Here is a 20477-nt window from a genome sequence, read left to right on the forward strand (position 1 = left end):
CCATCCCAGCATGGCGACGCTTCCGCTGCCACGTCGATCCACGTCGGATATCCGAATGCTCCGCGCAAATTCGTGCCTCACCAAATCTCGCACGTCGCAAACGTCCAATAGCGAACGGGCTCGCTCCGATTTCCAGTGCGCGCGTGTTTCACTCGCGCGTCATTTCCATGTCACGCGGCAAACATTCGCGTGTCACGCGGTGAACCTATAACGCCGCAACCTGTCAAAGGTCGTTTCTGTCTTCCAGTCGGATCAGGGGCGTTCGTTTATATTTCATCAGAATAAGAGAGCTCCATGCAACGCAACGTTAGCAGGGCTGCGTCTGCCCTTTGCCTGTCGATACTGTTGGCCGCTCAGGGCGAAAGCCCGGCGTTTGCCGGATCGCCGCAAGATGCGCTTCCAACCTCCACTCCGATCAAACACGTCGTGGTGATTTTCGGAGAGAACGAGTCGTTCGACCACTATTTCGGCTCCTATCCGACCGCGACAAACCCGCCCGGTGAACCCGCCTTCACGGCCGCTCCGAATACGCCGAGCGTCAACGGATTCACCCCGGCCCTGCTGGGCAACAATCCGAACCTGAACCCTGCCAACGGCACCGGCGCCACCAACCCGTTCCGTCTTGATCGCTCACAGGCTCATACCTCGAGCCAAAATCACGCTTACAATCCCGAGCAGGCCGCTTTCGACGGCGGCAAGATGGATCTGTTTCCCAAAAACACCGGCGCAGCCGGCACCGGCGGCACCGGCGTGTTCGACACCAAGGGCCTCGTGATGGGCTATTACGACGGCAACACCGTCACAGCGATGTGGAATTATGCGCAGCACTTCGCGCTGAGCGACAATTCATACAGCTCGACATTCGGCCCATCCTCGCCCGGCGCCGTCGACCTGATCTCGGGACAGACCAATGGCGCGGTGGGCTTCGCTGCGAGCAACGGATCCAGCCCCAGCAACACGATCAACAACATCGTCGCTGACGGCCAGGGTGGCTTTACGATGTTCGGCGACAGCGATCCCCATGGCGACGTCTGCTCCTCGACGACGGCCCCGACGACCGAGATGACCGGCAAGAATATTGGCGACCTGCTGAACGCCAAGAACATCAGCTGGGGCTGGTTTCAGGGTGGCTTCAATATCCAGGCCGTGAACGCCAATGGCACCACCGGTTGCGCGCGAAGCACCTCCTCGGTAACGGTCGGCTCCAACGTGGCCGACTATGTTCCGCATCATCAGCCGTTCCAGTATTATCCCTCGACGCGAAACCTCAGCCACACGCGGCCGACCTCGGTTACGTCGATCGGCACGTCGTTCGATAGCGGCGCCAATCACCAGTATGACACCAACGACTTCTTCGCGGCGGTTCAGGCTGGCAACTTGCCGTCGGTCAGCTTCCTCAAGGCTCCGGCGATCCAGGACGCTCATCCGAGCAACTCGGATCCGCTCGATGAACAGACCTTCGTGGTCAATGTGATCAACATGCTGCAACAGAGCCCCGAATGGAGCAGCACGGCGGTGATCCTCGCCTATGACGACTCGGATGGTTGGTACGACCATATGAACAACGTCATTAACCCGTCGACCAGCGCGCAGGACACGTTCAGCGGACCGCAGCTATGCAACCCGTTGCCCGGGACCACCGGTGCGCTCACCACGCCGCTGCCCGGCGTGAATGGTCAGCCGGTTGAAGGACGCTGCGGCTACGGTACGCGTCAGCCCCTGCTGGTCATTTCGCCCTACGCAAAGCCGAACTTCGTCGATCATACGCTGACGGATCAATCCTCGATCATCCGGTTCGTCGAAGACAACTGGCTTAGCAGCCAGCGGATCGGTCAGGGTTCGTTCGACACGATCGCGAATCCGATCAACAACATGTTCAACTTCAGCCAGGCACCGAATCCGAAGCTGCTGCTCAATGCGAGCCTCGGTACCAAACAATAACCGAACGACTCGGAACCAGAGACTGGGGCGGATGGAGACAATCCATCCGTCCCAATTTGTCATTTTATTCTCTCGCTGATTTGTACCGGGTTTCCGATGAAGCGTTTTTTCGAGCGTGTATCGACGTCGTTCCGTGCATGGCCGATCCGGCTATCAGTCTTTTTCTCCGCCATGCTGACGATATCTCTTTCGGCCGCAGATCCCTTTGCTGCGGCGAGCCAACCTACGGCAAATCAATCCACCAACGGTCCAGAGGCCGCGGTCGAGCTCTCGGCGGTCGCGCAACTCGGGCGCAAAATGTTTTTCGATCCGTCACTGTCCGGGTCCGGGCAACTCGCCTGTGCGTCTTGTCACAGTCCCGCGCATGCCTACGGCCCCCCCAATGACCTCGTGGTGCAATTCGGCGGACCGGACCTGAAGCGGACTGGTGTGCGCGCGGTTCCGTCATTGCGCTATCTGGAGCATGATCCGAATTTCTCGATCGGTCCAAGCACGGAAATGGCGGATAACGATCCGCCCCCGCCGGACGTCGCCCCCGCTGGGGCGCCGGCAGGCCAGATCAAGGTTGCCACGGTTGCCAAGGCTGACGCCAATAGCGCGGCGCGCGCGGCGGCGGAGGCCAACGTCCCGCGCGGCGGGCTCGACTGGGATGGTCGCGCCAACACCTTGCAGCTTCAGGCGCTGGGACCATTGCTCGATCCGAACGAGATGGACAATCACAGCACCGCTGAGTTGCTTGAGCGACTCGAACACGCTGCGTATGCCGACGACATCAAGAAGCTGTTCGGGGCGAATATATTCAACCAGCGTGAGCTGGCATTGGACGAAGCGCTGTTCGCCCTGGCGCGATTCCAAACGGAAGATCCAAGCTTCCATCCGTATGACAGCAAATACGACGCCGTTCTCGCCGGCAAGGCCGTCCTCAGCGAAGCGGAAGCGCGCGGCCTGAAGTTGTTCGACGACCCCAAGAAGGGCAATTGCTCATCTTGCCATATCGACCGGGCGACGCTCGATGGCGTATTCCGGCCGGCATTCACCGACTACCAGTTCGAAGCGCTCGGCGCTCCCCGCAATCGCGATATTCCGGCCAACCGCGATCCGCACTTCTATGACCTCGGACTGTGCGGCCCCCTGCGCAAGGACTACGCCACGGCCCCCGCATATTGCGGCCTGTTCAAGACGCCTACATTGCGCAATACGGCGACCCGCAAAGTGTTCTTCCACAACGGTGTCTTTCATTCACTCGAGGAGGTGATGCACTTCTATGTCGAGCGTGAAACCGACCCGGCCAAGTGGTATCCGAAACGCGGGAATGGTGAGGTCGATCGCTACAACGATTTGCCGCCGGAATATCGGGGCAACATCGATATTGTCGACGCGCCCTTTGACAGCAAGCTGGGTGACCCGCCCGCGCTGAGCGATGTCGAAATCGCCGACGTGATCGCGTTCCTGAAGACCCTGACAGACGGCTATCGACCCGACCAACCCTCAGCGAGTACGACGCCGGCGCCTCATTAAAGCGGCAGCTTCACGCCGGGAGCGTCCGTTTCGTGTTCGATCCGGATTGGTGTTGGTGAGGCGGATGCAACGCGCGAAACGTTGCGTCGGGCATCAAGAGAAACAAAAATATGCTCGAATGGGCCGTTCTGGCTCAACGACACTTTGTTCCCAAGCGTTCGCGGATGAGTGCCGACTGGCGCGCCATACAGGATAAAGCCGCGAACTCTTACATAATTGAAACCGCCAGATAGCTCCGGCGCTTGCGAAGGAGCGGCGCAGCACCCGGCAATGTTATGTATCATCCCGGGTGCTGGCACTTTCAAATCTTAGTTCGATGACGCGGCGCTCTGCCTTTTATGCGTGCCAGCGGCCGCTGCTTCGATAACTGCGGCGACCTGTTTCGGAAAGGCGATCAAGGTATCGTGGCCACCTTCGACAACGGTCTTCGTCGCCTTCATTCGGCCGGCAAAAAGATTCTGAGCGCTTGGATCGAGCACAAGATCCTTATTGGAAACGACGAACCAGGACGGCTTGGTATGCCAGGCGGCGTTACGTGCCGGCTCGTCGAAGGCGGTATGGTTGATGGGTTTTTGCTTACCCGCGAGAATTTCAGCTTCCTTTTTCGGGAGATCGGCTCCGAAAACGGCTGGAAAGGCGGCCTTATCGATCGACAGGAAGCCTTTGTCGTCAGGCCGAAGTGCCTGAACGCCAGGCGAAGGCGGGCCGCCCGCACTCAACTTTGTGACGCTCTCGCCTTTGTCCGGCGCAAAAGCCGAGACGTATACGAGTGCCGTCACCTTCGGATTGACGCCGGCCTCCCCGATGACAAACCCGCCCCACGAATGTCCAACCAGCACCGTCGGTCCATCCTGCGCATCGAGAACGGCCTGCGTCGCCCCGACGTCATCCTCGAGAGATGTCAGAGGGAGCTTAACGGCGCTAACGCTATATCCCTTGGCTTTGAGGATTGCCGAGACATTGTCCCAGCTGCTTTCATCGGCGAAGGCGCCGGGCACAAGCACGATATTCCTGGTAGTGCCTGACGGCAGTCTGTCGGCGGCGGATGCAGGCGCGACAAATACTGCGGCGCTCAACATCAAGGTTGTCAAAAGCAGATTCATCATAGCGGATTTCCTTTGATACGGCGTCTCAACGCCTCGAATTTTCCAACGCTATGGAGCTAGAGACAGTCCCCGACGGTTTCCATCACACATTCACATGATGGCTGGCTCCCGGCGCGTGATGATACAATTTGAGCAACTGTTTGCATGCAGCGATCAAGCGGCGATTCCCGGCGGTGAGGCTCAGCCCGCGCCTGTGCCGGCGTAAGGTTGCCGTCTCCACCTCCACCGTCATTCCGGGGCGCGCGATAGCGCGAACCCGGAATCCATTTCAGCGCTTGCGCATGTGGCCGGATGGATTCCGGGTTCAGCCCTGCGGGCTGCCCCGGAACGACAGCGCTGAAGAGGCGCGCGTGCATCAAAAACTGCCTGACGGGCAAATCATCAAAAGTCTGACCAGTCCTTTGCGCAAAAATATTTCGCTTAACCGTTCGGGCAAATCAGTGCTTTGGCTTCGCGCGTCTCACCGCGGAAGAGGGGCGGCTCGCGATCGTCACGAACGTTGCGGTGGGATGCGGTGGACGCGCGAGTTGCGAAAAGACGAGCGCAGCTTGTCGCGGACGGCGAAGTCGTGTGGTCCTGACGCCCCGACGCTGGCGTCAAGTCGGCGATGATGCTTCGCATCACACCGGCGACGGTGGCAAGAAAGCCCGATCACCGGGGAGAGCACGAAGGAAACCGTTAAAACCATTGCGCAGGAAATGCCGGGTGTTCCGGTGAGCCTGTGGTGACTAACTCGTGTGCTTTCTACATTTTGCACGCGAGGCTGCGGGTGCAACGGGCACCCGGCGTTTCCTGCGCCCTTCTCGGAGTCGCTGCGCCCCTCTTAGGGTCGCCTGCGCCCCTGTCATCGGAGGGAAAAGACCTTGCACAACTCGGGCGCATCGCGCCGCGAGATCGCGGGCGCGTACTTCTCAGCTTTTTGAAAATTGAATCAGCGTTGCGGGACGGCTGCTGCTCAATTCGGCCGGCGTGAGTCAAGGCGCCGTCTCGCAACACCTCGAGTCCCTGAAGCAGGCCGGCTGCTCGCTAGGTAGGCTGCCCGGCGGCTTCCAGGATCAGCCGGGCGATCTCGTCGGGATGCGAGATCAACGAGAGATGGCTTGACTTCAGTTCGATGGTCTTGGCGTCCATGCGCTTGGCCATGAAGCGTTCGAGATCAGGATTGATCGTCCGGTCTTCCGTCGAGACCGCGTAGAAACTCGGCTTCGACCGCCACGCCGCCTGCGTGGTCTTGCCCGCCAGCAAGGCCTTGTGAAACGGGTCCTGGACCGCATAGAGCACCTTCGCCTTCGCCTCCGGCAGATCGCCCGCGAAATCGTGCAGGAACGCAGCCTCGGTGAGGCGGCCTTCATCGCCGTCGAAAACGATCCCGGCGGACGCCGGCGGCGTGGGATATGTCTTGGCCAACGCGGTGTAGTCCTCGCCGGCATCCGGCGCCCGGGCCGCCACATAGACAAGCGCCGAGACATTGGGGTGCATACCGGCCTCGGTGACGATCATTCCCGAAAAGGAATGTCCGACCAGGACGGTCGGGCCGTCCTGCCGCGCGAGCACGCGCTGGGCTGATTCTACCGCCTCGGGCAACGTCGTCAGGGGGTTCTGCACGGCCGTGGCATTGAGTCCCGCCGCCTGCAATCGCGCGATCACCTCGGACCAGCATGACCCATCGGCGAACAGCCCGTGCACAAGGACGACGTTGCGCGCCTTCGGCGGAGCGGAGTTTGCAGCCATGCCGCGGGTGGAGATCAGCGAAGCGGCCGCGCCGGCAAGCACTGTGGTTGAGAAGGTACGCCTGTTCATCATCATGATCTGTCTTCCTTCTATGGCAGGGTTCTTTGTCAAAAAGGGTTCCAGGCAAAATTCCTCCGGCGCGGTCACAGCGGCGACGTGACCGCTGTCAAGATATTGACGTCGTCTTGTCCTTTACCGCTTTTATATCACGCCGATGCAATCCAGTCGCGCAGACCGCCGATGATCCGGGACGCATTGACCGCGTAGCTTTTCGGACTTCAGGAAGAAGAAACCCGCGATTGGACATATTCGGGCAAACCGATCTGGTTCCGCGCCCGTCCAACGATTGTGAGCGTCTTAAGCGCTCACCTTCTTGATCAGACGTAGCAGGTGGTCATCGAGGCTCTGGGCAACCTTGTCGACCGCCCGCTGCCCAATATTTTCGAGCGTGTCAGGCGGTTGCGCCGGTTGCGAGCACCGCGAGGGCGCGGAGCTTGGCATCGAGCTTGAGAGCTGCGCCGGTCACGTCGTCGTTGTGCAGCCGGCTCATCAAAGACGAGGGCAGGTCATAGGCCAGACGCACTTCGCCAGACGGCGTTTGGTAGATCTGGACCCTTATCGGAACGTTGAGGCCGACGCCGGGGTCGTGGGTGATCATGGTCTGAGCGATCAGCGGGTTGCCTATGATGTATGATCGGATCTTGGCTTGCACGCCCATCCTGGACAGCCACGCGCCATGGTCGTTGGTCAGGAAGCGCATGAAACCGCTTCGGCCCTCGTAGGCCCTGATGCGAGCCTCGAAATCGGCCTGGCTGGTCGCCGCTGCGACCTCGCGCGGAATGATGTCGCCGCCCTCGACACTGCCGAGTTCGGCCTCAAAGGCAGCGACGACGGCCTCGAAGGAACGCGGGCTGGCATGCTCACAGTGCTGAACGGTAAAGCTGTCGATCATGTCTGCCTCTTGTTTGTCTGCCGCATCGTCGTCGCGATCAATGTTGATCGGCTCGACTTGTACCATCACGCGCGAGGAGCCAGCTATCATGTGAATGTGTGATGGAAACGGCTTCGACAGCGTGGCCAGACTTCGGTTCCGCGATGAGATGTCGATCTCGCCAGCAAGGAGATGAGAATGGCGAACGCTAACCAACACGCCATGGGCCGCCGACTGGATCGCAGGGACTGGCGTTCATCGCGTGATCAAAGGATAGTGAGCATGCAAAAGACGTTCTTCGCAGCCGCCTTCGCCGTGGCAGCTCTTGTCGCGGGATCGGCGGTCGCCGCACCCGGCACCTACAAGGATCCGCTGGACGCTCCGACCTTGAATAGGATCGGCTCGCAATTCAGCCGGCTGATGGAATTGGCGAATCGGCACGATATCAAAGCCATCCATGAGATGTTCTGGCAGTCGCCGTCAGCCCTGTTGGTCGCGAAGAGTGCGATTCCTTCCGAAGGTAACTGGGCTGGATATTGGGGTAATGATGCCATCGACCAGAAGCTCAGTGATATCGCCGCATCCGGTGGCGTCGTGCTCACACCCGACCTTTCCAGGCTCAAGGTGGTCGGACGGACCGATAGATGGGCTGAATCCTATGCTCCGGTGAACATTACGGTGTCCTATGCCGGACAGGACGGCACGCCCAAGCCGTTTCTGCTGATCGTCGAGTGGATCAAGGTCGCGAAGGAATGGAAGATTGCGTCCGAGATTATCCTGCCGGTGCCACCGCCGCCCACTTCATTGGCTAAGTAGGCCGATAGCTGCCCGGCAATATACCCCACCGTCATCTCGTACCTTCCGTCAGCTCGCAAGCTGAGCGGAAATTAGATGGCGCCCGGCCAGTCCACTTCCTGAAGGCCTTACGAAAGCTTGTCGCGTCGGCGAAGCCGACTCTCTCGGCCACTTGCTTAATGCCCAAATGGGTGTTCTCCAGGAGTTCGGTGGCCACGGCTTGCCGCATCCCATCGACGATCGATTGATAGGACAGTCCCTCATCTGCCAGATGGCGGTGAAGGGTTCGCAGCGACAGGCCTAACTCCTGCACAATTTCACCAGCGGTGGGGAATCGCTTGGGGCTATTGAGGCAGGCGATCCGGATCTTTCGAACGAGGTCGGATTCGCCAGGCCCCTCGGTCAGCATGACGGCACACACCTGCTCACATATTTTGCTTGTGATCGGATTGGCGTTTGGACACCCCCGTTCCAGGACGTCGGCGTGGAAATGCCATTCCATCCTGTCCGCGTTGAAGTCGATTGGACAGTTGAACAATCGCTCATAGTTGCGCCAGTGGATCGGTGGGGAAAAGGGAAAGATCATCCGCGTTGACGGAAACGGTGTCTCGAGTACGCGACCAAACAGCGACGTCATGGAGCTCCGCCAGAATTCGGCGACAAATGGCAAGAGCTCGCCGAGCGTGTCGAAACCGTGACTGCGCAGGATCGCGGTCTGTCCCTCGATCCGGAAACTTATTTGCTTGACCACCGGTCCCGCCATCGTGACGTGCTCGAGCGAAAACATCAACGCGTCACCGAAAGTGAGACTGCTCACCATGGCGTAGCCGTAGATTCCGAAGTCGCTGATTCTTTGGCGGGCACCGGCCAGAAGCCCGATATCGGAGCGCTTGGTAAGGGCGTTCGCGTTTCTATAAATCGCAAGACGCTGGCGATGTGAAATACGGGCGCGGACATCCTCAAGCTGGGACACGCTTACGCCGGTTCGCGCAAAAAGATCCTTTACCGACACGCCCTGCGACCCGAGTTCGGCGGCGAGCGCTCCCAGCCCAAGAAGGCTCTGGGTCGCAGCGTCCGAGTTACTGGACAGCGGCGAGATGATCTTGATCGCTTTCATGGCCGTTCCGGCCTTTTGGGGTTTAAAAGTTTAGGATAGCGCCGTTTGGCAGCTTTTGACATCATAATTGGCATACATCGACATTGCGACCGTCTGACCTCGGCCCAAATATCGTTTCAACAAATGAACGAAGCCGCAGCTGATTATTTAGCTCCGGTCGGGCGAGGGATGCGGCTGACCGCGTATTGATGCAGCAAGTTCTTGTTAATCCGGTCTGTATCGAGGCCATGACGGTCGGCTGCGAACTACCAAAATCGAGACCGGCGGAGCAACGCTCACGTTCATGCTTTCCGCGCATACGAGTACGTCGCAATGATTGCGGAAGAGCGGATCGTCTTCATCGTGGATGACGACCAACACATGCGCGAAACGCTCTGTGAACTCTTGACGCCCCTGGGTTTGCGCGCTCTCGCGTTTGGGTCTGCCGCCGAGTACGGCGACTTTCCGAGGCCCGACCTCCCCGCCTGCCTGGTTCTGGACGTCGAACTCCCTGATATCAAAGGCCTGGAGTTTCAAGAGCAGATTGCCGATGGAGATCACCCACCCATCGTATTCATTACCGGACATGGCGATATTCCGTCTTCGGTGCGGGCGATGAAGGGCGGGGCCATCGATTTTCTAACCAAACCGTTCCGCCAGTCGGAACTGATGGAGGCAATCCATGCAGCGATCGGTCTGGATCGCGTATCCCGCTTGGAGAGAGCGAAACTAGCCAAGCTGCGACAACGTTTTTCCAGTCTCACCCCCCGTGAACGCGAAGTGCTGCCGTTGGTTGCCAGTGGCCTGCTTAACAAGCAGGCGGCAGCGGAACTCGGAATCAGTGAGGTGACGCTTCAGATCCACCGCAGCAAGATTATGCAAAAGATGAAGGCCGCGTCGCTGGCCGATCTCGTCAGGATTGCCGAGAAGCTGGAAATACCAATCACCCATTCTCGGCATGCCGGAATGGTTTCGAAATGATGGGTTCTTCTGATCATAGCAGATGATCTTATCACTCGAGAATATCGGCCCTTCCTGTGGCAGCCGGAGCGGTCCTAGCCTCGTTCAGCGGCTATCGATTGGTCCCAAAGAGTCGATACGTTTTTCACGGCTGATGACTGATAAACGCGACAACGATGACGTTAATGCGCGGCAGCTTATAGAGGCGTGTTCGTTGACGCTTTGAGGTCGATGAAAAGGTGATCCAAATCGTCGGCAGCAAGGATATCTTGCAGGCGGTTATTGCCGGGAAACAGACCGCGAACGAGAGTGTTCGCGGTTCTGTTTTGAATGGTGGCAATTGGCGCACCCGACACGATTCGAACGTGTGACCTTTGCCTTCGGAGGGCAACGCTCTATCCAGCTGAGCTACGGGTGCGTTGGGGTTGATTTAGCCGATTGGCTGCGGCTCGGCAACGGCCATGCGAGCGTGGGCGGGACGGCGTTCGCGGCAAGTATGGCACATTCGGGCCTGTCGACGGGCCTCAAGCCGGGACGATCACCTTGCCGATCGGCCAGAGTGCTATTCCCGCGAGCTTCAGATGGGCCCAGGCGAAGGGGATGCCGATGATCGTCACAGCGAGCGCAATCGCCGTAATCAGATGTCCGAGCGCCAGCCACCAGCCCGCAAGCACCAGCCAGATCAAATTGCCGATCAGGCCCAGTGGCCCGGTGCCGATATCAGATTGGCCGGTCAGGGTGTCGCGGTTGACGGCCCGTTGCCCGAACGGGAGCAACGTATAGGCCGCGATATTGAAGGCGGCTCTCGCCCAGGGCAGGCCGATGATCGTGATGGCCATGATGACGGCCGCGACCAGCCAGCCCGCGGCCATCCATACACCGCCGAAGAGAATCCAGAGGACGTTCAGCAAGATCGAAACGGCTGGCATGCGAGGCTCTGAAATTGGTGTGCGGCGCATCGCGCCGGCGACGGCTCGAAGGCACTATATAAGCACGTCTTTATATAAGCACATAGGCGTTCCCGCCTACCGGCGATCATGAGCCGGACACGGATCGGGCAGGGAATCGCGGGTCCCAGCCTTGCGCTTGGCAGCGCTGGCCCCATTGAACCAATCTCACGCCACGATAATCTTGGCATGAGAACAAGAAGCGGCCATGCAGGCCAGCAAACGCGGCGGAAGTCCGCGAGGTCAGGGAGAGAAAAATGAAAAAACTGCTTGCCGCTGCCTGTATGGCGGCTCTGTTCGCCATGCCGCAGGTGAGCCGCGCGGAAGACATCACCCGCTTTGCGCCGCTGAAACCCGACGAACTGTCGCCGGCCCAAAAAGCATGGGCTGACATGATTGCGGTGCCGCCGCGCAACGCGAAATTCGGCGCGCCGCCCTACCGCGCCTATATCCGCAACCCCGAACTGGCGCCGCGGCTGTCGGCGCTGTCGGATTATCTGCGTTGGAACACCACGCTGCCCGCGCGCTTGAGCGAATTCGCCATTCTGATCACCGCCCGCCAGTGGACCGCGCAATATGAATGGTTCGCCCATTATCCACTCGCGCTCAAAGCCGGTCTCGATCCGAAGATCCTGGGCGATGTCGCGGCCGGCCGGCGCCCCGAGAACATGCGGGAGGATGAAGCCGCGCTTTACGATCTCGCCGCCGCGCTCTATCGCGACAAGAAGGTCAGCGATACCGTTTATAAAGCCGCGGTCGACAGGTTCGGCGAACGCGGTGTGATGGATATCATCGGCATCATCGGCTATTACGATCTGGTCTCGATGACGCTGATCACCATGCAGGCGGGCGCCCCGAACGACAGCGTGCCGCCGCTGCCGGCGTTGTCGAAATAGGCTATTGGAGATGTGAAGCGGCCGGGCGTACGCGCTCGTTAGCGGCGATAACCATTGGCGCGCGAATAGGCGTGGCGGGTCTCCTGCACCGGCCGGCTCGGGACATTTGCGCGCGTCTCGCTGGTCGTCGGGATGGCGGGCTTGATGAGATCCTCCAGGAAAATCGGCATGGAGAAATAAAAGCCCTGCGCGTAGCGGATTTTCGTCGCGGCCTGCAAATAGGCCAACTCCTCGTAGGACTCGATGCCCTCGGCGATCACGGTCATGCCGAGCGCTTCGCTCAGCGATTCGATCGCCCTCAGGATGCCCTGGCTGCGCGGACGCTTATGGATGTCGGTGATGAAGGAACGGTCGATCTTGATTTCATCGGCGGTGATGTCGGCCAGCGCCGACAGCGAGGAATAGCCGATGCCGAAATCGTCGATCGAGATTCCGACACCGAGTTTCCGGAAGATCGGCAGGATTTCGTCCTGAAAGTGAGTCTTGGCCACGAAGGCATCTTCCGTCACCTCGACCATGAATCGCCCGGGAAACCCGGTCGCCTCGAGCGCCTGCGCGAACGGACGCATGAACTCGGGATTGCCGGCCTGCTTTGCCGCGACGTTGATGCTGATCGTGGTGTCGGGACCGAACGTCTCGTTGATCAGGTCGATCGATTTGACGATCTCCGCCAGCACCAGATGCGTCAGATCGTCGATCAGTCCCAGTTCGACCGCGAGATTAATGAACGTGCCGGGTGCCTGAATCACGCCTTCGTCGTCGCGCAATCGCACCAGCGCTTCGATGCCCTGGATCTCGCGGGTTCGGATGTCGACCTTGGTCTGGAAGGCGCAGCAAAAGCGTTTTTCCAGAATGGCCAGCCGGAGCGATTGCTCGATCTTCATCCGCGCCGCCGCTTCGCGCTCCATGCCGTCGTCGAAGAAGACCGCGGTGCCCTTGCCGTTGTTCTTGACGCGATACATCGCGATATCGGCGTTGTGGCGTAACACGTCGTAGCCGCGGCCATGCTCTGGATAAAGGCTCACGCCGACCGAAGTAGAGGCGAATATCTCGGATCCGTCGATGAAGAACGGCGCCCGCAGCCGTTGCAGCATGAAGTCGATATATTCTGCGACCTCTTCCTGGCTCCGGATCGGATTCAGCAGCATCAGGAATTCGTCGCCGCTGATCCGCGACAGCATATCCGATTCGCGCAAATCAAGCCCAAGCCGCTTTGTGATCTCCACCAGCAGCGCGTCGCCGGTGGCATGGCCGTAATAATCGTTGATATGCTTGAAATTATCGATGTCGAGAAAAGCCAGCGCAAACCGGTTCGGAGTCTCGTCGCGCGGCATCAGGCTATTGACGCGATGTTCGATCACCCGCCGCGTCGGCAGGCCCGTCAATTCGTCATAATAGGCCGAGCGGAATAGTTGATCTTCGAAGGCTTTCTGCTCGGTGATATCGGCGGAGCTCGACAGAAGCAGATTGCAGTCTGCGATACGCACTGGCCGATGAGCCGTGAGAAAGACCTGCTTGACCTGTCCGCGGGTGACGGATTCCTCCGCCACCGCGGCACGGCCCGCGCGAAGCAATTCGATCGCGGTGTCGCATCGCTGGTCAAACTCTTTCGAATAAGACGTCGTTTGCGCCGCGGTGGCAACGCCAAGCTGCGCCGCGGCGGCATCGTTCATCAGCACGAAGCGGCCTTGCTCGTCCTGAACCGTGACGCCGCTGGGGAGCATTCTGAATACATTCCTCAGAATGTTCAGTTCGCTGTCGGCGGCCGGTTCGCGCGGGCCTTCCACGGCGGCGGTCTGTGGATCGTGATTGTCGCGGCTTTGCATGATCGCCCAACTTGCCAAACTCTTTTGTAGTTTTGGTTAAGCAGCGGCGATAAACACCATGACACTGCCCGCGACAACCGGTGTCGGTCGAGGCGCGGCGAGTTGTCATTAACAGAGTGTCAACGCGAACTCAGAATATTGGTTTGCACGGCAGAATGCTGCGCCTTGTTGCGCAAACCGCGGCTCAATCTTTGGGTATCCGGCACTGCATCGTGCAGTGGACGCCGGTCTTCAAAAAGGCAATTTCGGTCTTGCCGTCGAACGGCCTGAGCGCCGAATTCAAGAGCTTGGTGCCGAATCCGGCTTCCCCGACCGGTCCGACCGGTGGACCTTCGGTCTCGTCCCAGACGATGTTGAGGCGGTCGTCGGATACCGACCACGACACTTGCAGCAGCCCGCGCGCGGAGGCAAACGCGCCGTATTTGCCGGCATTGGTCGCCAATTCGTGGAATATCAGGGCAAGGCTGACGGCCAATTTGGCGGGAAGAAACAGCGGCTCACCGTTCAGGGTAAATCGGACATGTCCGTAAGGACCGAGTTCGGAGAGCAGGAGATCCTTGATGTCGCAACCGATGCCGTCGACCCGCGCGATCAGGTCGTCGGTCGCCGCCAGCGACCGCAGCCGCTGATCGATCGTGGCCCAGACTTTCGGCTGATCGTACAGGACCTGATGAAGAACGGCGTGTACCGCCGACAATTTGTTTTTCAGCCGGTGCTGCAATTCGTCGACTATGAGCTTGCGGTATTCCTCTTCCTCAGTCAGGCGCTTGGCGATCGCCCGTTGACGCGCGGCGACCGATCGGTAGTGCTCGATACCCCATACCGTAACGGCGCATACGGCGAGGAAGATCACGAGCAGCGCCACTCGCGCAAAATCGGTGGAAGTGTCACTGAAATTGAGCCCCACGCCGAGCGCACCGCCGACCAGCGCTGTCGCAATCCCGATTCGCGAACCACCGAAAGCGGTGGCAAAGACCACAGCCGGAACATAGGGGGTGAAAAATATATCCGGCCGGATCAGGGAAAGGGACCAGCGGGCGAGCGTCGACAATGCGATGCAACAAATCGCAAACGCGATGCTAAAAAGCGGCGATGGCTGAGATATTCCCTGCCAGCCTCGCCGAAATTCCTCGATCAATTTCCCCATCTGCCTACTTCAGCCCGATCAGCAAATCCAAAATAAGGCCGAGCATAGAGGAAAATGTACGTTCTGAGATGCAGAAGATCATGAGCGCGCAACAAAGCCTCGCTTGCTTTGTTTCAGCAGGCTGGCGATATTTAAGACAAAATCGCCACAACAAGGAGACAACCCTATGGGACGGCTGGATGGCAAAGTCGCCGTGATCACCGGCGCGACGAGCGGTATCGGTCTGCGGACTGCGGAAATTTTCGTTGCCGAAGGCGCGAAGGTCGTGGTTGCCGGACGCCGCGCGGCGGAGGGCGAGGCGCTGGCCAGCAAGCTCGGCGCGGCCTGCGTGTTTCGCCAGACCGACGTCACGCTTGAGGAGCAGATGCATGCGCTGATCGGGCTGGCGGTGGAAAAGTTCGGCCGCATCGATTGCCTGTTCAACAATGCCGGCGGTCCGGCGCAGACCGGCGGCATCGAAGGGCTCGAGGTCGAACGTTTCGACGCTGCGATGGCGACATTGGTGCGCAGCGTGATGCTCGGCATGAAGCACGCAGCGCCGTATATGAAAAAGCAGGGCTCCGGCAGCATTATCAACAATGGCAGCATTGCCGGAAGGCTCGCCGGGTTCTCGTCGTCGGTGGTCTATGGCGCGGCCAAGGCTGCCGTCATTCACCTCACCAAATGCGTGGCAATGGAGCTCGGCGAATCCGGCGTCCGCGTCAACAGCATTTCGCCGGGCGCGATCGCGACCGGCATCTTCGGCAAGGCGCTGGGCCTGTCGGTCGATGCGGCGGAGAAGACGCCGGATGTGATGCGCGAGGTCTATAGGACCGCGCAGCCGATTCAGCGCGCAGGATTGCCCGAAGACATCGCGCATGCCGCGGTATTTCTCGCCAGCGACGAATCCAGCTTTATCAATGGCCACGATCTGGTGGTCGACGGCGCCATCACCGGTGGCCGCAACTGGACCGCCCAGCAGCAGGGCTACGTCGCCCTGCGCAAGGCATTCGATCAGGGCGGAGGATAGGCTCTCAAACCCGAGGCCACACGGTGAACGCAAGGCTCGAACGAAAACTGCGAACGTTGGCCGCGATCACCGTGGTAGGCACGTCGGCTGGGCTCGTTGTCGCCTTTGCACAGGGGCACACTTCCGTTTCCGCGATGATCGACGGAGCCATTTACGGGCTTCTGATGGGCATTACGATCGGCGGCCTCGAACTGTTCGTGCTGGATGGCCCGTTGCGAGACTGGCTCGGCGGTCTCTCATTCACCGCTAATTTGATTGTACGGAGTGCGATCTACGCCGCGATTATCATGCTGCTGCAGTTCTCCCAGGTGGGTGAGCTGGCCGCCGGGCTGCCCATGGCCTCGCGCAGCGATATCCGGTCCGGCTTTGTCCTTTCTGCCGGGGTATCGGTATTGGTGAATCTCGGATTCGGGATCGCCAATCTCGTCGGCGCGCGCGCATTGCTGAACTTCATCACCGGCAGGTATCATGCGCCGGTCACCGAAAACCGCTTCGTGTTGTTCGTCGATATTGCGGGGTCGACGGGCCTGGCCGAGCGGCTGGGCGGCATCGCCATTCACCGTCTGCTCGACCGGACGTTTCGTCTGCTCACCCTTGCGGTCGTGGATTATCGCGGCGAGGTCCTCAATTATGTCGGTGACGAGGTGATCGTGACCTGGCCGGAACGCGACGGCGCGGTCGATTGCCGTCCACTGCGCTGCTTCTTTGCCATGCGGGGCGAACTCGCAAATGCGGCGAACCATCTGCAGCGCGAATTCGGTACGGTCCCCCATATTCGCGGCAGCCTGCATTTCGGACCGGTCATTGTCGGCGAAATCGGCGATGTCAAACGGGCCATCGTTTTCAACGGCGACGTCATGAATATTGCGGCGCGGCTCGAAGCGCTCAGTCGCACCGTCGATGGCGGCTTTCTCGCCTCTCGCGCGGCGATGGAGCGATTCAACTCCGCGCCGCCGTTTGCGGTCCGCGATCTTGGCCGGCTGCCGATTCGCGGCCGGGTTGACGGGATCGATGTGGTCGGCATCGAGAGCCCCAATTCGGCTGAACGGCAGGGCCAAATCAACGATCAAGGCGAGGATCTCATCAACGGCCGACTTATCGACGGCCAAGTCATCGACACCGGACTCACGATGCGCAAGGCGATCGATCAAGACGCGGGATAACCACTGAGGGAGGCATCAATGTTCGCAGCATCGGGAGTTTGGCGGGCGCAGGCCGACGTTCGGCCGTTATACATGGCCGCGATTGGAGGTCTCGCCTGCGCCTTCGTGATCGCCAAGGCGTTGCCGCTGGCTGTGGATGCCGTCTCGCAAGTCGTTGCGCCACTATGCGCCGACAGCAATCCCGCAGGGTCGACGCTCGATACCGTCGAGCCGATCGCTTCCTATGCGCTGCCGAATGTGCCGGGCAAGCGTGTCACGATCGTGCGCGTGTTCTACGGTCCCGGCGGGTTTACCCGCGCGCACCGGCACGCCGGCTCCGTCACCGCCTACATCACCAAGGGCGAAATCCGCTCACAGCTTGCCGGCGGTCCGGTCGAGACCTTCAAGGTGGGGCAGTCGTTTTTCGAGCCGCCGGGCGCAACGCATCTGGTCTCGGCCAATGCCAGCAACACCGAGCCTGCGGAATTGATCGCGGTGTTCGTGGCCGACGAGGGCGCGCAGCTCACGACGTTGATCGATTAGTCTTCGCGTCTCAAGCCGGCGACAGCGTTACGCGCAATCCGTCGCGCGGCTTGGGGATCGGCCACATCTGCCACTCCGGCGTGGTGCCGGGCTGCAGCGAGACGTTGAGATTTTGCAGAAAGTGCCGCGCGAAGCATTTCGCCTGCATGTAGGCGAAGTGCAGCCCGAGGCACATATGCGCGCCGCCGCCGAACGGCACAAAGGCGAAGCGATGGCGGGCGCGCTGTGCCTCGTCGGTGAAGCGCGTCGGATCGAAGCTTTCGGGGTCCGGCCAGATCTCCGGCATGTGATGGGTGAAAACCGGATTGACGCCGATCATGGTGCCGGCCGGGATCGCATAGCCCTTGAACGTGAAGTCGCGGACGGAGCGGCGCGGGATCGAAGGGACCGGCGGCCTCATTCGCATCGCTTCCTTGAACGCCATCTCGCATAACGGCATGGCTTCAAGATTGTCGAACGTCGTGGGGGCGTCGCTACCGATGCCGAGCGCGTTGACTTCCTCGCGCAGCTTGGCCTGCCATTGCGGATTGGCGGCGAGCGCCGCCACGAATGACGTCAGCGAGGATGTCAGCGTGTCGTGCGCCGCCATCATCAGGAAGCTCATGTGGTCGACGATATCCTGGGTCGAAAGCAAGGCGCCATCCTCATGGGTGGCGTGGCATAGCTGCGAGAACAGGTCTTCGCCGCCTTTGGCGCGGCGGATCGGTATCTGCTCGGAGAAATAAGCGACGATGCGTTCGCGGCCTCTGACGCCGCGCGCCATCTTGGTGCCGGGGAAGGGTTTGCGGATCACGGCGATCGAAGCAGCCACCATATCGACGAAGGCGCGGGTGATTTCGTCAATCTCCGGCCCGATGGTGGCGCCGAGGAACGAGGTCGCGGCAAGATCGAGCGTGAGCTGTTTCATCGCCGGATAAAACAACATCGGTCCCGGTTTTGCCTTCCATTGCCTGACGCGTGCGGCGATGCCGGTATCGAGCGCGGCGAGATAGGATTTCATCGGTCCGGATTTGAAGGCGACGGACAACGCGCGGCGGTGCAGGCGGTGCTCCTCGAAGTCGAGCAGCATCAGTCCGCGCGGAAACAAAAGGCCGAGAATCTGTCCCCAGCCGAGTGTCGAGGAGAACAGCTTGGCCTGGTCGAACAGCACCAGCTCGTTGGCCTCGGGCCCGAGCAGGACGACGCTGGTTTCGCCGAAGATGTGACTGCGATAGACCAAGCCATATTTGGCGGCCATCCCCTCGATCTGTCCCTTGGGATCGGCAAGTACGTTCAGGGTCTGGCCAATGATAGGCCAGCCTTCATCGCCGGGAATATGCGTGAGTGAATTGCGCTTGGGCGGTGTCAGGGTCATCGCGGGCGAAGCCGCAGTTTGCATCGACACGGCAGTTGCTCCGGTTGAACTCGGGCCTCGCGATAGTTCCGCCGCGACCGCGGCGTTGTTGCGGCCAAAATGGCGGTCTGGACAGTCGGCGAGCGGTGGCCTCGCGCTACTAATGGCTCCTTGTCTTAACAAGGTCTTGCAAATTAACCGAACTGATGAGGTAACAGAACGAAGCGGCGCGACCGGTCGTCGCACCGCTGCCCGTCCGCTACACTTCGTTCGCTACGCTTTCCGTTTTGCGGCTTCCTTCTGCAGGTCCGGTGCGTTGATAGTCGGGATCGCAACGCGTCCGGGGCCGGTGAGGGGAAGCGCTGCCGCAGCCTTGTCGTTCTCCATGATCTTGGCCATCACGGCCTGGCCTGCGCGTTCGAACACCGCGCGGTTCTCGATCACGAATTTCTGCGACTGACGCAGGCTCTTGATATAACCGTTGATCTCCGGGACCACATATCGCGCCACCATGTCCCAGCTGCGGCGGGTATTCTCGGGGTTGGCCCAGTCGTGCACGAAGCCGACGATGGTGCCGACGCCGCCGCTGACGTCGATCAGGCTCTTGATGGTTTTGACCAGATCGTCCGGCGTGCCGATGGTGGAGGCTGCATTTTCGCCACCGGCGGTCTTTTCCACGGCGTCCTCGGGTGACGTGAACGGCTGCAGGCCGGGCCGTTGCAGCGTGCCGACATTATATTCATTGTGCCAGCGCATCAGTCCGGGGCCGGCTTCGCGTTGCGCCTGCTCGCGGCTCTCGGCGATGTGCCAGCTCAGCAGCACGCGCCAATCGGATCGGCTCACGGTGGTGCCATGCTTCTTCGCGGCGTCCTCGGCAAAACCCCATTGTGTCGGCAGCGCCATCAGGCCCTGGGTCGACATCGAGCCGAGCGAAATGATGCCGATGCCATATTTGCCGGCCAGCGTCATGCCTGAGGGCGATATCTGCGACGCCACCACGAACGGCATCTCTTCCTGCAAGGGGAGGATCTGCAGCGCGGCGTCATTCATCGTGAACCAGTCGCTCTTGGCGGTGACACGCTCGCCTTTGAACAGCCGGCGAATGATCGCGATCGCCTCGTCCTGACGGTCGCGTTGCGTCATCGGGTCGATGCCGAGGGTATGCGCGTCGGAGGCCAGCGCGCCCGGGCCGGAGCCGAAAATGGCGCGGCCTCCCGTCATGTGGTCGAGCTGCACCATGCGCTGGGCGACGTTGAAGGGATGGTGATAGGGCAGCGAAATCACGCCGGTGCCGAGCTTGATACGCTTGGTGCGCTCGCCGGCGGCGGCCAGAAACATCTCCGGCGAGGCGATCATTTCCCAGCCCGAGGAGTGATGCTCGCCGCACCAGAATTCGTCGTAACCGAGCGCATCGAGTTGCTCGACCAGATCGAGGTCGCGGCGGAATTGCAGCATCGGATGCTCGCCGATCGGATGATGCGGGGCGAGGAAGGCTCCGAATTTCAGGCGCGCCATGGGTTTTCTCTCCGGGGCTTTGTTTTTGTTGGATTGCTGGG

The 20477-nt window shown here is 60.4% G+C and carries 18 protein-coding genes and 1 tRNA gene; 9 read left to right on the forward strand and 10 right to left on the reverse strand.

What is annotated here, in order from left to right; all coding sequences use genetic code 11:
- Window positions 1-294: 294 nt before the first annotated feature.
- Window positions 295-1941 (forward strand): phospholipase C, encoded by a 1647-nt coding sequence (locus tag BLV09_RS26325; RefSeq protein WP_146689461.1) that lies wholly within the window; start codon window positions 295-297, stop codon window positions 1939-1941.
- A gap of 96 nt (window positions 1942-2037) precedes the next feature.
- Window positions 2038-3459 carry a cytochrome-c peroxidase gene (locus tag BLV09_RS26330; RefSeq protein ID WP_146689462.1) on the forward strand — a complete coding sequence of 474 codons (1422 nt, stop codon included), beginning with the start codon at window positions 2038-2040 and terminating at the stop codon, window positions 3457-3459.
- 308 nt (window positions 3460-3767) lie between these two features.
- Here the strand turns inward: BLV09_RS26330 and BLV09_RS26335 are convergent, their stop codons facing one another.
- The 3 genes from BLV09_RS26335 to BLV09_RS26350 form a co-directional block, all read right to left on the reverse strand.
- On the reverse strand, window positions 3768-4565 hold the full coding sequence (locus tag BLV09_RS26335; RefSeq protein WP_146689463.1) for an alpha/beta hydrolase: 798 nt from the start codon (window positions 4563-4565) through the stop codon (window positions 3768-3770).
- 1026 nt (window positions 4566-5591) lie between these two features.
- Window positions 5592-6371 (reverse strand): alpha/beta fold hydrolase, encoded by a 780-nt coding sequence (locus tag BLV09_RS26345; protein WP_146689464.1) that lies wholly within the window; start codon window positions 6369-6371, stop codon window positions 5592-5594.
- A 376-nt stretch (window positions 6372-6747) separates the two neighbouring features.
- The gene (locus BLV09_RS26350; protein WP_167558886.1) at window positions 6748-7248 is read right to left on the reverse strand and encodes a DUF302 domain-containing protein; all 501 of its coding nucleotides are present in this window, start codon (window positions 7246-7248) and stop codon (window positions 6748-6750) included.
- A gap of 261 nt (window positions 7249-7509) precedes the next feature.
- Here BLV09_RS26350 and BLV09_RS26355 point away from each other — a divergent pair, with 261 nt between their 5' ends.
- The gene (locus tag BLV09_RS26355) at window positions 7510-8043 is read left to right on the forward strand and encodes a hypothetical protein (RefSeq protein WP_146689466.1); all 534 of its coding nucleotides are present in this window, start codon (window positions 7510-7512) and stop codon (window positions 8041-8043) included.
- 31 nt (window positions 8044-8074) lie between these two features.
- Here the strand turns inward: BLV09_RS26355 and BLV09_RS26360 are convergent, their stop codons facing one another.
- Window positions 8075-9139, reverse strand: coding sequence for an AraC family transcriptional regulator (locus tag BLV09_RS26360; protein ID WP_146689468.1), 1065 nt, complete (start codon window positions 9137-9139; stop codon window positions 8075-8077).
- Between the two features lie 312 nt (window positions 9140-9451).
- Here BLV09_RS26360 and BLV09_RS26365 point away from each other — a divergent pair, with 312 nt between their 5' ends.
- Window positions 9452-10099, forward strand: coding sequence for a response regulator transcription factor (locus BLV09_RS26365; RefSeq protein WP_146689469.1), 648 nt, complete (start codon window positions 9452-9454; stop codon window positions 10097-10099).
- Window positions 10100-10419: 320 nt separating this feature from the next.
- On the opposite strand, the gene BLV09_RS26370 is transcribed toward BLV09_RS26365, so the two are convergent.
- Both BLV09_RS26370 and BLV09_RS26375 read right to left on the reverse strand, forming a co-directional pair.
- Window positions 10420-10496, reverse strand: a tRNA-Arg gene (locus tag BLV09_RS26370).
- Between the two features lie 106 nt (window positions 10497-10602).
- Entirely contained in the window at window positions 10603-11007 is a 405-nt protein-coding gene (locus tag BLV09_RS26375; RefSeq protein WP_100385168.1) for a YccF domain-containing protein, read from the reverse strand.
- 275 nt (window positions 11008-11282) lie between these two features.
- On the opposite strand from BLV09_RS26375, the gene BLV09_RS26380 reads away from it, so the two are divergent.
- Entirely contained in the window at window positions 11283-11921 is a 639-nt protein-coding gene (locus BLV09_RS26380) for a carboxymuconolactone decarboxylase family protein (protein ID WP_146689470.1), read from the forward strand.
- A gap of 38 nt (window positions 11922-11959) precedes the next feature.
- Here the strand turns inward: BLV09_RS26380 and BLV09_RS26385 are convergent, their stop codons facing one another.
- Entirely contained in the window at window positions 11960-13747 is a 1788-nt protein-coding gene (locus BLV09_RS26385; protein ID WP_146689472.1) for a putative bifunctional diguanylate cyclase/phosphodiesterase, read from the reverse strand.
- Between the two features lie 184 nt (window positions 13748-13931).
- Window positions 13932-14894, reverse strand: a complete 963-nt coding sequence (locus BLV09_RS26390) for a sensor histidine kinase (protein WP_146689473.1) — start codon at window positions 14892-14894, stop codon at window positions 13932-13934.
- Between BLV09_RS26390 and BLV09_RS37465 the strand changes: the two genes are divergently transcribed.
- From BLV09_RS37465 to BLV09_RS26405, 4 genes are all read left to right on the forward strand, one after another.
- Window positions 14840-15091, forward strand: coding sequence for a hypothetical protein (locus tag BLV09_RS37465; RefSeq protein WP_167558563.1), 252 nt, complete (start codon window positions 14840-14842; stop codon window positions 15089-15091). The two genes, BLV09_RS26390 and BLV09_RS37465, sit on opposite strands and share 55 nt — an antisense overlap.
- Entirely contained in the window at window positions 15061-15903 is an 843-nt protein-coding gene (locus tag BLV09_RS26395) for an SDR family NAD(P)-dependent oxidoreductase (protein WP_146689474.1), read from the forward strand. The genes BLV09_RS37465 and BLV09_RS26395 overlap by 31 nt, the downstream gene beginning before the upstream one ends.
- A gap of 23 nt (window positions 15904-15926) precedes the next feature.
- Window positions 15927-17066 (forward strand): adenylate/guanylate cyclase domain-containing protein, encoded by a 1140-nt coding sequence (locus tag BLV09_RS26400; protein ID WP_146689476.1) that lies wholly within the window; start codon window positions 15927-15929, stop codon window positions 17064-17066.
- Window positions 17067-17138: 72 nt separating this feature from the next.
- Window positions 17139-17588 carry a cupin domain-containing protein gene (locus tag BLV09_RS26405; RefSeq protein ID WP_433994447.1) on the forward strand — a complete coding sequence of 150 codons (450 nt, stop codon included), beginning with the start codon at window positions 17139-17141 and terminating at the stop codon, window positions 17586-17588.
- Window positions 17589-17598: 10 nt separating this feature from the next.
- Here the strand turns inward: BLV09_RS26405 and BLV09_RS26410 are convergent, their stop codons facing one another.
- Together BLV09_RS26410 and BLV09_RS26415 are read right to left on the reverse strand one after the other, a co-directional pair.
- Window positions 17599-18972, reverse strand: a complete 1374-nt coding sequence (locus BLV09_RS26410) for a cytochrome P450 (protein WP_167558887.1) — start codon at window positions 18970-18972, stop codon at window positions 17599-17601.
- A 222-nt stretch (window positions 18973-19194) separates the two neighbouring features.
- Complete coding sequence (locus BLV09_RS26415) at window positions 19195-20436, reverse strand: LLM class flavin-dependent oxidoreductase (RefSeq protein WP_146689477.1); 1242 nt, start codon at window positions 20434-20436, stop codon at window positions 19195-19197.
- Between the last annotated feature and the right edge of the window lie 41 nt (window positions 20437-20477).

It is taken from the genome of Bradyrhizobium canariense (assembly GCF_900105125.1).
Classification (GTDB): Bacteria; Pseudomonadota; Alphaproteobacteria; order Rhizobiales; family Xanthobacteraceae; genus Bradyrhizobium; species Bradyrhizobium canariense_A.